The following is a 10,274-nucleotide window of genomic DNA, read 5'->3' as shown; positions in this document are numbered from 1 at the left end:
GGGCTGGCATGCTCGCCGCATGGACGTCCGGTTGATCCTGCCCGGCGGGGTCAGCACGCACACCGAGGACGAGCTGCCGGCGCTGCTGGCCCGCGAGGACGGCATCGTCTGGGTCGACATCGCCACGTGCGACCCGGCGGCCGCGCACGTGCTGCGCGACGCGTTCGGGTTCCATCCGCTCGCGCTGCGTGACGCGGCGGTGCGCAACCGGGTCCCGAAGATCCATCCCTACGCCGGGCACGTCTTCGTGATCCTGCACGCACCGCACTTCGGCGCGCGCGGGCACGTGCACTACGTCGAGCTCGATCAGTTCATCGGGCCGCGGTACCTCGTGACCGTCCACGGTCCCGTCAACCCCGCGGTGCCGCCGGACGTGCCGCTGCGCCAGACCCGCGACGTGCTGCGGCGCATCGAGTCCGGCCGGTTCGCGCCCGCCTCGGCGTTCGAGCTGTCCTACGCGGTCGTCTCGGCCATCACGCGGCTACAGGAGACGATGGTCGAGGACGTCACCGCCGAGGTCTGGCGGCTCGAGCAGCGGGTCACGGCCGGGCACCTCGGCAACCCCGAGCAGTTCCTGGAGGAGCTGTTCCAGGCCCGCCACGGCCTGCTCGCGGTCCGCACGATGGCGACGCTGGGCGGGGCCATCTACGGCCGCCTGGCGACCCTGCCGCGCGCCGTGCCGGCGGAGGCCCTGCACCTGGTGACCGACGTGGTCGACCAGTTCGACCGGGTCCGCAGCGTGGCCGACGGCGAGCGGGAGTACCTCCAGGGCGTCATCGAGTTCTACAAGGCCCGCACCGACACGAAGATGACGATCGCGGCCGAGCGCCTCGCCGTGATCGCCGCGATCACGCTGCCCATCACGGCACTGTCGTCGGTGTACGGGATGAACCTCATCGTCAGCGACCACACCCAGGTGCACCACCTGGTCGCGGTGCTGCTGCTCATGGCCGTGATGTCGGCGACGCTGCTGGGGTGGGCCAAGCGCCAGGGCTGGTGGTGAGCGGCGCGCGCAGCAACGGCGCGCACCCCGCGAGGCCGGCGGCGAGCAGGACCGCGCCGGCGAGGAACGGGGCGCGCAGCCCGTAGGCGTGGGCCAGCGCCCCCGCGGCGAGCGCGCCGGCCGGGGCCGCCCCGAGCCCGACGATGCGGAACGCGCTCGTGACGCGGCCGAGGTACGCGTCCGGGACGAGCGCCTGGCGCATCGTCGCGGCGAGGGCGTCGCCCAGCGTCGACGTCGCGCCGAGCAGTCCGGCCACGACGACGGCCGCGGGCGCGCCGTGCACGGCGCCGAGCGCCGCGACGCACAGGCCCGAGCCGGCGACCGCGGCGATCAGGCCGCGCCGCATCCCCACCCGGCGCGCGAGCCGGCCCGCCCCGACGCCCCCGGCCACGCCGCCGACCGCGAACACCGCGAGCAGCAGCCCGAACCCGGCCGGGCCCAGCCCGAGCGCTCGGGTGGCGAAGAGGACGAGGACGGCCAGGACCGCCGCGTACGCGACGCTGATCACCGCCTGCAGCAGACCCAGCCCGCGCAGCGCCGGGTTGGCCCACATCAGCCGCAGCCCGCCGGTGAGCTCGGCCCGGATGCGGCCGCGGCCCGCCGCCGGCACCGGGGGCGGGCCCGGGCGCGCGGCCGTGTTCGACCCAGTCCACGGGGCCCGCAGCAGGGTCAGGAAGACGGCCGAGGCCAGGAACGTCGCCGCGTCGATCGCGAACGGGGCCACCGCCGCCACGGCCATCAGCGCCGCGCCCGCGGTGGCCCCGAGCATGGTGTCGGTGATCTGGACGCCCGCCAGCAGGCGGCCGTTCGCGGCCGGGCGGTCGGACGGCGGTACCACCGCGGGGAGCAGCCCGGCCAGGGCGGGCCCGGCCACCGTGTCGCCGCAGGTCAGGACGAAGCCCAGCACGGCGATCAGGGCGATCGGGGCGTACCCGCAGGCGACCGCGGCCGCGAACGCCGCCATGACCGCCGCCCGCGCCAGGTCGCTCCACCGAGCCAGGCGGCGCCGGTCGAAGCGGTCCGCGAGCACCCCGGCGAACAGGCCGAACAGCAGCCAGGGCAGCTGCTCGGCCGCCGTGATCAGCGAGATCACCCACGGGTCGCCGGACTGCCCGGCGGCCAGCAGCGGCAGCGCGGCCCAGCGCATGCCGTTGCCGAGCGCGGACGTGACGGACGCGAGCCAGAGCAGCACGAACCCGCGATTCGCAAACATGAACTGGAGTCTGGTTCAGATTCCGCGATGGTGTCAAGAGCCGTGCGACAATCGACTGCGCCATGCAGACGCGGACCGAGCCCCAGCAGCAGCGCAGCCGCGACAAGCGGGACCGCGTGCTGGCCGCGGCCGCCGCCCTGCTGCAGGAGGTCCCGTACGACGAGATCGGCACCCGGCAGATCGCGGACCGCGCGGAGGTCTCGGTCGGGTCGCTGTACCGCTTCTTCCCCGACAAGGACGCGATCTTCTCCGCGCTCTCCGCGACGTGGCTGGACAAGGTCCTGGAGCTGATGGACGCTCAGCTCGCCGCGCCGCCCCCGACCATCGGCACGCTCGTCGACCGGATCGTCGAGGCGTTCGCCGAGTTCTTCCGCGCCGAGCCCGGCTACCGCCAGGTCTCCCTCGGCAGCCAGGCCCTGCGCATGGCCCCCGGCGCCGGCGCGCAGAACGACGAGCAGCTCGCCGGGCGGCTGCGCGCCGTCCTCACCGGGCACTACGGCGTGCCCGACGACGGCGCGCTCGGCCGGCGGCTGCTGCTGGTCGTGCGCCTCACCGAGTTCATGCTGAACCAGGCCTTCCGCACCGACCCCGGCGGCGACCCGTGGGTGCTCGCGGAGCTGAAGGTGCTGCTGCGGCGCTACATGTCCGCCGGCTGAACGCCCGCGCACAGGGCGTCGCCGAGCGGGGCGCGGTAGTAGAGCACCGACCGGCCGGCGCGGCGGCGGGCGGCGAGGCCCGCCTCGCGCAGGACCCGCAGGTGGCCGCCGACCGAGCCCAGCGGCTGGCCCGTCAGGGCCACGAGCTGCGTCGTGCTCTTCGGGGCGGCCAGGAGGGTGAGGATGCGTGCGCGGGCGGGGCCGATGAGGCGGGCGAGGGCTTCAGCGGGTACCGCTGCCGGATCTTGAGCCAGCCAGCCCGTGCACGGATAGATGATCGCGTGCACGTCGCCCGGTTCTTCCCAGCTCACCCAGCCGCGGTGGACCGTGGTCGGGACGAACAGGAGCCGGCTGCCGGTGACGTCGCGGGGCGGGTAGTCGTAGGTGTTGATCTGCAGCCGGCCGTCGCCGAGCCAGCGCATCCCGGGGCGCATGCCGTCGAGGACCGCGGCCCAGCCGCCCGTGCTGAGCCGGTCGGTGCGGGCCACGATGTCGGCCTCGAAGACGCGGCGGCGGCGGGGCCAGCCGGGGCGTACCGTGTGCCGCCACACCCAGTCCAGCAGCTCCACCGCCCGCTCGACCAGGCCGCCGCCGCGCAGCACCGGGGCCAGGGCGCGGTCCGTGGTGACGAGGACGTCGGGGCGGGCCTGCTCGTCGGCGGTGGTCCCGACGATGTCGCGGCGGGCCTGCTCGTCGGCGGTGGTCCCGACGATGTCGCGGCGGGCCTGCTCGTCGGTGGTGTCGGCGACGCGGGCGAGCTCCTCGGCGAACGTCGGCGCGTCCGTCTGCGGCGGCTTGACCAGGAAGTCGGCGAGCCAGCCGGGGCGGATCGCGTCGCGCAGGAACGGCAGCGCGAAGTCGTCGGCGGCCCAGCGGGCGCGGAAGACGGGCAGGGCCTCGGTCAGCCAGTCGCGCTGGGCGGGCGAGACGCGGTGCTGGCCGTTGAGGGCGGCGAGGCAGCCGACGGTCTCGGCCAGGGGCGACACCACGAACCGGCTGGTGACCAGCACGTCGGCGTCGATCCGCCAGAGCCCCATGGGTCCACCTTTCGCGTTCAACCGAAACTCTAACGTTTCCGCTCGGGCGACCCGCAGGCTGCGGTTCATGCGCACGTACCGCGAGCTGTTCGCCGCCGCCGAGTTCCGGGCCCTCTTCGCCACCGTGTCCGCGCAGGTCGGCGCCCAGACGTTGAGCGGGATCGCGCTGGCGACGCTCGTCTACGGCCGCACCGGCTCGCCCCTGCTGTCCGCGCTGAGCATGTTCGGTGCCTCGTTCGCGCAGGTCATCGGCGCGGCGACGCTGCTGTCCGCGGCCGACCGGCTCCCGCCCCGCGCCGCCCTGGCCGGCCTGGCCGCGTTCACCGCGCTCACCACCGCCCTGCTCGCGCTGCCCGGCCTGCCCGTCGGCGCCGTCCTCGCCGTGGTGCTGGCCCAGGGCCTGGTCGCCTCCATCGGCGGCGGGGTCCGCTTCGGGCTGCTCTCCGAAATCGTTCCCCCCGACGGGTACCTCCTGGGCCGCTCCCTGCTCAACATGTCCGTCGGCGGCATGCAGATCGCCGGGTTCGCGGCCGGCGGCGTACTCCTGGCCGCCGCGAACCCGTCGGCGGTCCTGCTCATCGGCGCGGCCCTGAACCTGCTGGCGGCAGCGGTCGCGCGCCTGGGCCTGTCCCCGCGCGCCCCGCGCGCGACCGGCCGCGCGTCGGTGCGCGCCACCTGGCGGGGCAACCGCGAGCTGCTGTCCTCGCCCGCGCGCCGCGCCGTCTACATTGGACTGTGGGTGCCGAACGGCCTGATCGTCGGCTGCGAGGCGCTGTTCGTGCCGTACTCCCCCCGCGCCGCCGGCGCCCTGTTCGTCGCCGGAGCCCTGGGCATGCTCGCGGGCGACGTGTTCGCGGGCCGCTTCCTGCCGGCACGCCTGCGGCGGCGCTTTACGACGCCGGTGCAGCTGCTGCTGGCGGTGCCGTACCTGGCCTTCGTCTTCGTCCTGCCGCTGTGGCCGGCGGTGGTGCTGGTGGCGGTGGCGTCGGTCGGGTACTGCGGGAGTCTGCTGCTCCAGGACCGCCTGGTGGAGCTCACCCCGCCGGCGTTGCGCGGGCATTCGCTGGGGTTGCACAGCTCGGGCATGTTCACGATGCAGGCGGTGGGCGCGACGCTGGCCGGCGCGGTGGCGCAGGTGATGCCGGCGGGGCGGGCGATGGCGGTGATGGCATTGGGTTCGATCGTGGTGTCGGTACTGCTGGCCCGGTCGTACCGCACCCAGCCGACGCCCTCCGCGCCCGCGCTGGTTGACCTTCACGTGGGGTGAGAGCGCACGGTTGCCGCATGAATCGACGAGGGGTGCTCTACGACACCGGCCGCGTGCTCGGCTTCAACTGGCGCCCGGTCTTCGACCGCGAGGAGACCCGCCGCGACCTGAAGGTGATACGCGACGAGCTGCATTGCAACGCCGTCAAGCTGTGCGGCCGCGACCTGGACCGCTTGACCGCCGCGGCGGAGGATGCCTTGGCGCTGGGCCTGGAGGTATGGCTGTCCCCGGAGCTGTGGAACCAGCCTCCGGCGCGCACACTGACATACTTGTCGGCGGCCGCGGAGGTCGCCGAGCAATTACGACAAGTCCGGAAAAATCACGTTATTTTGAGCGTCGCGACGGAAGCGACGTTCTTCCTGCGCGGCATTCTGCCGGGCCGAACGTTCGCCGCACGCACGAAGAACCCGGCGCCGGCAATCCGATCCGGCCGCCACACGGAGCCCTTGGCCGACTTCCTGGCCGCGGCGGCACGGGTAGCACGCGCGAATTTCGGCGGCCCCTTGACGTACGCGTCCCTGCCGTTCGAACGCGTCGACTGGTCCCTGTTCGACTTCGTGGGTGTCGATCATTACCGCTACGTCACCTCGGAGCCGCACTTCGAGCGCGTCCTGCAGCGCCAGTTCCGCCACGGCAAGCCGGTCGTGATCACGGAGTTCGGCATGCGCGCGTACGAGGGCGCCGACCGCGACCCCAACCTGCTCAGCATCGGCCTGATCAACTGGCCCTCGGTCGCGCTGCACCGACTCCCCGCGCTCGGGCGTTTCGTCCGGCCGCGGCTGGTCCGGGGGCATCACGTGCGCGACGAGGCGCTGCAGGCTCGGCGCATCGCGGAGGACCTCGAGATCTTCGAGCGCGCCGGGGTCGAGGGCGCGTTCGTGTGCCAGTACGCCGAGCCGATGCTGCCATACAGCCCGGACCCTCGCTACGACCTCGACATGAGCGGCTTCAGCCTTGTGCGAACGCGAACGCGAACGCGAACGCGAACCGAGGGCGCGGGCGACGGCGACGGCGACGGCCGAAGCGAGGGCGAGAGCAACACAACGACCGAGAGCAACCCGACACCCGAAGCCAACACAACAACCGTAGCCAACACAACAACCGTAGCCAACACAACAACCGTAGCCAACACAACGACCGAAGGTGACCCGGCGGCTGAGGGCGACCCGGCGGCCGAAGGCAACACAACAACCGTAACCAACGCGACGACCGAGGGCGACCCGGCGGCCGAAGCCAACGCGACGACCGAGGGCAACGCGACGACCGCAGGCGAGATCCACACCCCAGCCAACGCCGAAGCCGACGTCCACGCCACGATCCAACGCGCAAGCCCCACCAGCGCCGACGCCGAGACGCACGCGACCGCTAAACTCGACCACGCGACCCGACCCAAGGGCAACAACGCCAGCAACGTCAAGAAAGCGGCGTTCCACGCGGTCGCCAACCACTACAAACGCGGCCAGGTCGGTCGGGCCGTTCCGTCTTCAAAAACCGTACCACAGCCCTCCTAACCGATCACGCCCGTAAATACCAAGCGTAGTCACAAACGTGCTGTCAGCTCAATTCGCGAACCACCCGCGCGGTGGCCGGCGTCGGGATGCCCAAGGCAACCCCGGCCCGCAGGACCGCCCCGCCGATCGCGTCCAGTTCCAAAGGCCGCCCCGCCTCCGCGTCGCGCAGCATCGAGGACTTCATCGGGGCCGGGATCTGGTCGATCACGTCCAGGAGCGCCGCCGCTGACGTCGTGGTTCCGTTGGCCCGGGCCACCGCGGCCACCTCCGACACCATGTCGACGAGGTCGTCGCGGCGCAGTGCGCGCGCCGTGCCCACCCCCGCCCGGGCCGCCGTCGTGATCAGGGCCAGTGGCGCCAGCATCGACAGCTTGTCCCACAGCAGCTCGGACTCGTCGGGGCGGATGCGCACGTCCGGGCCCGAGCCGGACAGCACGGCGGCTACGTCCTCGGCGCCCGGGCCGGCCAGCTCGACGAGGCAGAACGGGCTGGTGTGCTCGATGCGCCCGGGCGCCACCCGCGTGCTCTCCACGCGGATCGAGCCCGCCGTCACGCGCGCGGACGGGTACCGGGCGCGCAGCACCCCCATGTGGTCGACGCCGTTGAGCAGTGGCAGTATGAGCTCAGCACCGTCCGCCGGCACGCGTTCCAGAGCGTCGCCGAGTGTCGTGGCCTTCGTTGCCACCACGCAGAGCGAGACGGGTGCGGGCAGGGTCGAGACCGCTCGCGCCGACACGGTGAAATCCCCGAACCGCACGCTGTGCACCGCGATGCCGTCCGCGTTCAGCCGGGCCGCGGTCTCCGGGCGCGCCACGTACACCACGTCGTGGCCGGCCCGCGTCAGCAGGGCACCCACCAGTCCCCCGACCCCGCCGGGGCCGACGATCGCCACCGTTGCCATGCCCCAAACCTATAGGAGCCGCCATGACCCGCCGGTACGTGCTCACCGGAGCCCCGGGAGCCGGGAAGACCACGATCGCCCTCGCGCTGCGCGAGCTCGGGTACGCCGTCGTCGACGAGGCCGCCACCGACGTCATCGGGGAGTCGCCCGAGCTGGAGACGGACCATCCCGCGTTCCTCGCGCGCATCCTGCAGGTCCAGAACGAACGGCGGCTGGCGCAGCGCAGCGCGCTGCAGATCCACGACCGCGCGCCGGCCTGCACGCTCGCGCTCGCGGTCTACCTCGGCGTGACGCCCAGCCGAGCGCTGCGGAAGGCGGCCGAGAACAACGGGACGTACGAGCGGACGGTCTTCTTCGTGGGACTCATGGGCTTCATCGTGCCGACCCGGGCCCGGCGCATCAGCCTCGAGGACTCCCGTCGCTTCGAGCGGATCCACGCGGCGGTGTACCGGGAGCTCGGCTACGAGCTCGTCGAGGTGCCGCCGGGAGTAGTAGAAAACCGAGTGGCCACGGTCATAGCCGGAATCGGCTGACCAGGGCGGTCAGCGTGGCGGCGTTGGCGTTCAGGCGCGAGGCTGCCTCCCGGGACGTCTCCACCGCCCGCTGCCGGGCGGGCACGGTGGTGGCCAGGTCCCGTTCGGCGACGCGTGCGAGGGCCCCGGTGAGCCCGGCGAGCTGCCCGGCGACCCGGCCCGCCCAGAACCAGGCGACCGCGCCGACGACGAGGGCGAGCAGCAGCGCAGCCGATGACGCAGTCGCATACCGGCCCGATCGGCACCGCGGTCCGGTTCCTGAGACGGACACGGGCTATCTTTCGGGCATGCTCCGGCCCGGCGAGATCTTTCCCAGCACCGTGCTCACCACCGAACGGCTCCTGCTGCGCCCGTTCACCGCCGCCGACGCGCCCGACGTGCACGCCGCCTGGCAGGACGCGGCGTTCGTCGGCAGCGCCCCGGTCGGCTACCCGTACGCGGGCGCCGATCTGCCCACGGCGGTGGCGTGGTGCACGAGCGGGATCGAGCAGCGGCGGCTGGACGGCAAGGGCGTCGGGTTCGCGCTGGCGCCCCGGGCCGGCGGGCGGCTCGCCGGGCACGTGGCGCTGTTCGGCGCCGACTGGGACGCGCGCACCGCGGAGATCCACTACTGGACGGCGCCGTGGGCGCGGGGGCACCGCTACGCGGCCGAGGGGGCGGCGGCGGTCGCCCGGTGGGCGCTGCGGGACGTGGGCCTGGAGCGGGTCCACCTGCAGGCGGACACGACGAATGCGGCATCGCGGCGCACCGCCGAGGCCGCGGGCTTTCAATTCGAAGGTGTACTGCGAAGCCTCGCCCCGACCCGCCAGGGCCTCCGGGCCGACATGGCCGTGTACAGCCTGATCCGGGCGGACCTCTAGCGGACGCGGGCCACGCCGCCGTACACGGAAACTTCGGCGTCGGTGGCGCGGCGGTCCACCTCGGCGTCCGGCCGCCAGCGGGTCACCACGGTCAGGCCGGGCTCGAGCAGGTCGAGGCCGTCGAAGAAGGCGGCGATCTCGGCCCGCGACCGTACGCGCATGGCGACGCCGTCGCGCGCGTACACGGCGGCGACCCGCTCCCACGCCGCCGGGTCGAAGTCGCCGGTCAGGTGCGACAGGGCGAGGAAGCTGCCGGGCGGCAGCGCGTCGACGAGGCGGCGCACGACGTCGTGCGGCTTGTCGTCGTCCTCGACGAAGTGCAGGACCGCGACGAGCATGAGGGCGACGGGCCGGCGCAGGTCGATCGTCGCCCGCAGCCCGGGCGCGGCGAGGAGCCGCTCGGCGTCGCGCAGGTCCGCGTCGACGTAGGCGGTGCGGCCCTGCAGGAGCGAGCGGGCGTGGGCGAGCACGATCGGGTCGTTGTCGACGTAGACGACCCGCGCCCCGGGGTCGGCCGCCTGCGCCACCTCGTGCACGTTCGGCGAGGTCGGGATGCCGGTGCCGATGTCGAGGAACTGCCGCACGCCGTGCTCGGCCGCGAGGTGGTGCACGACCCGCCGCAGGAAGCCGCGGTTCTCCCGGGGCGGGACGCGGCTGCTGGGGTTGGCGGCGAGCCCGGCCTCGGCCGCGGCCCGGTCGACGGCGTAGTGCTCGCGCCCGCCCAGCAGGTAGTCGTACACCCGCGCCGGGTGCGGCTGGTCCCCGGCCATCAGGCGGGCAGCGGCCGGTCGGCCACGACGTGCTTCATGACCAGCGTGGAGTTGAGCCGCTGGATGCCGGGCAGGACCGCGAGCACATCGTCCTCCAACCGCTGGTAGGCCGCGAGGTCCGCGGTCACGATCCGCAGCAGGTAGTCGGGGTCGCCGAAGAGCCGCTGCGCCTGTACGACGTTGGGGATCCGCGCGACCGCCGCCTCGAACCCGAGCAGCGTCTCGCGGTCCTCCTGCCGCATCGTCACGAACACGAGCGCCTGGAACGTCAGCCCGACCGCATCCGCGTCGACGATGGCACGGTACCCCTTGATGACCCCCCGCCCCTCGAGGTCCCGCAGCCGCCGGTGGCACGGCGACAGGCTGAGCCCGACCCGCGCGGCGAGCTCGGTGACGGTCAGCCGCCCCTCGTCCTGCAGCAGCGCAAGCATCTTCCGGTCGATGGCGTCCACGGGGGCAGATCCTTCCACTTTTGCGCCCGGACGGGGCAGAAGTTGGAAGCACCTTCGGCGGAAAAGTCGAT

General features: G+C 73.4%; 12 protein-coding genes. 6 read left to right on the top strand and 6 right to left on the bottom strand.

The window, feature by feature from the left end; translation table 11 throughout:
- Positions 1-19: 19 nt before the first annotated feature.
- On the top strand, positions 20-1,003 hold the full coding sequence (locus tag AB0B76_RS09905) for a magnesium transporter CorA family protein (RefSeq protein ID WP_360372332.1): 984 nt from the start codon (positions 20-22) through the stop codon (positions 1,001-1,003).
- Here the strand turns inward: AB0B76_RS09905 and AB0B76_RS09900 are convergent.
- Complete coding sequence (locus AB0B76_RS09900) at positions 945-2,216, bottom strand: MFS transporter (RefSeq protein WP_360372329.1); 1,272 nt, start codon at positions 2,214-2,216, stop codon at positions 945-947. The genes AB0B76_RS09905 and AB0B76_RS09900 overlap by 59 nt on opposite strands.
- A 62-nt stretch (positions 2,217-2,278) precedes the next feature.
- Between AB0B76_RS09900 and AB0B76_RS09895 the strand changes: the two genes are divergently transcribed.
- Positions 2,279-2,872: a TetR/AcrR family transcriptional regulator gene (locus AB0B76_RS09895; protein ID WP_360372326.1), complete on the top strand. Its 594-nt coding sequence runs from the start codon at positions 2,279-2,281 to the stop codon at positions 2,870-2,872.
- Here the strand turns inward: AB0B76_RS09895 and AB0B76_RS09890 are convergent.
- A complete protein-coding gene (locus AB0B76_RS09890; protein WP_360372324.1) occupies positions 2,854-3,909 on the bottom strand; it encodes a winged helix-turn-helix domain-containing protein in 1,056 nt (351 codons plus the stop codon). The two genes, AB0B76_RS09895 and AB0B76_RS09890, sit on opposite strands and share 19 nt — an antisense overlap.
- 67 nt (positions 3,910-3,976) lie before the next feature.
- Between AB0B76_RS09890 and AB0B76_RS09885 the strand changes: the two genes are divergently transcribed.
- The gene (locus AB0B76_RS09885) at positions 3,977-5,176 is read left to right on the top strand and encodes an MFS transporter (RefSeq protein ID WP_360372321.1); all 1,200 of its coding nucleotides are present in this window, start codon (positions 3,977-3,979) and stop codon (positions 5,174-5,176) included.
- A gap of 32 nt (positions 5,177-5,208) precedes the next feature.
- On the top strand, positions 5,209-6,687 hold the full coding sequence (locus AB0B76_RS09880) for a hypothetical protein (protein ID WP_360372318.1): 1,479 nt from the start codon (positions 5,209-5,211) through the stop codon (positions 6,685-6,687).
- A gap of 43 nt (positions 6,688-6,730) precedes the next feature.
- Here AB0B76_RS09880 and AB0B76_RS09875 read toward each other — a convergent pair whose 3' ends face one another.
- Positions 6,731-7,588 (bottom strand): 2-dehydropantoate 2-reductase, encoded by an 858-nt coding sequence (locus AB0B76_RS09875; protein ID WP_360372315.1) that lies wholly within the window; start codon positions 7,586-7,588, stop codon positions 6,731-6,733.
- Positions 7,589-7,611: 23 nt separating this feature from the next.
- Here AB0B76_RS09875 and AB0B76_RS09870 point away from each other — a divergent pair, with 23 nt between their 5' ends.
- The gene (locus AB0B76_RS09870; protein ID WP_360372312.1) at positions 7,612-8,121 is read left to right on the top strand and encodes an AAA family ATPase; all 510 of its coding nucleotides are present in this window, start codon (positions 7,612-7,614) and stop codon (positions 8,119-8,121) included.
- On the opposite strand, the gene AB0B76_RS09865 is transcribed toward AB0B76_RS09870, so the two are convergent.
- Positions 8,102-8,392, bottom strand: a complete 291-nt coding sequence (locus AB0B76_RS09865) for a hypothetical protein (RefSeq protein WP_360372309.1) — start codon at positions 8,390-8,392, stop codon at positions 8,102-8,104. The genes AB0B76_RS09870 and AB0B76_RS09865 overlap by 20 nt on opposite strands.
- 16 nt (positions 8,393-8,408) lie before the next feature.
- On the opposite strand from AB0B76_RS09865, the gene AB0B76_RS09860 reads away from it, so the two are divergent.
- Positions 8,409-8,981 carry a GNAT family protein gene (locus tag AB0B76_RS09860; RefSeq protein ID WP_360372306.1) on the top strand — a complete coding sequence of 191 codons (573 nt, stop codon included), beginning with the start codon at positions 8,409-8,411 and terminating at the stop codon, positions 8,979-8,981.
- Here the strand turns inward: AB0B76_RS09860 and AB0B76_RS09855 are convergent.
- The gene (locus AB0B76_RS09855; RefSeq protein ID WP_360372303.1) at positions 8,978-9,751 is read right to left on the bottom strand and encodes an SAM-dependent methyltransferase; all 774 of its coding nucleotides are present in this window, start codon (positions 9,749-9,751) and stop codon (positions 8,978-8,980) included. The two genes, AB0B76_RS09860 and AB0B76_RS09855, sit on opposite strands and share 4 nt — an antisense overlap.
- On the bottom strand, positions 9,751-10,203 hold the full coding sequence (locus tag AB0B76_RS09850) for an Lrp/AsnC family transcriptional regulator (protein WP_360372300.1): 453 nt from the start codon (positions 10,201-10,203) through the stop codon (positions 9,751-9,753). The genes AB0B76_RS09855 and AB0B76_RS09850 overlap by 1 nt, the downstream gene beginning before the upstream one ends.
- Positions 10,204-10,274 lie beyond the last annotated feature (71 nt).

It is taken from the genome of Dactylosporangium sp. NPDC049140, assembly GCF_040648435.1.
This window is presented reverse-complemented; position numbering and strand designations above follow the sequence as displayed.

Bases quoted from the DNA above. Each gene is read 5' to 3' on its own strand.
- AB0B76_RS09885 (WP_360372321.1), top strand. From the start codon at position 3,977: ATGCGCACGTACCGCGAGCTGTTCGCCGCCGCCGAGTTCCGGGCCCTC.
- AB0B76_RS09860 (WP_360372306.1), top strand. From the start codon at position 8,409: ATGCTCCGGCCCGGCGAGATCTTTCCCAGCACCGTGCTCACCACCGAA.
- AB0B76_RS09905 (WP_360372332.1), top strand. From the start codon at position 20: ATGGACGTCCGGTTGATCCTGCCCGGCGGGGTCAGCACGCACACCGAG.
- AB0B76_RS09890 (WP_360372324.1), bottom strand. From the start codon at position 3,909: ATGGGGCTCTGGCGGATCGACGCCGACGTGCTGGTCACCAGCCGGTTC.
- AB0B76_RS09895 (WP_360372326.1), top strand. From the start codon at position 2,279: ATGCAGACGCGGACCGAGCCCCAGCAGCAGCGCAGCCGCGACAAGCGG.
- AB0B76_RS09855 (WP_360372303.1), bottom strand. From the start codon at position 9,751: ATGGCCGGGGACCAGCCGCACCCGGCGCGGGTGTACGACTACCTGCTG.
- AB0B76_RS09900 (WP_360372329.1), bottom strand. From the start codon at position 2,216: ATGTTTGCGAATCGCGGGTTCGTGCTGCTCTGGCTCGCGTCCGTCACG.
- AB0B76_RS09875 (WP_360372315.1), bottom strand. From the start codon at position 7,588: ATGGCAACGGTGGCGATCGTCGGCCCCGGCGGGGTCGGGGGACTGGTG.
- AB0B76_RS09870 (WP_360372312.1), top strand. From the start codon at position 7,612: ATGACCCGCCGGTACGTGCTCACCGGAGCCCCGGGAGCCGGGAAGACC.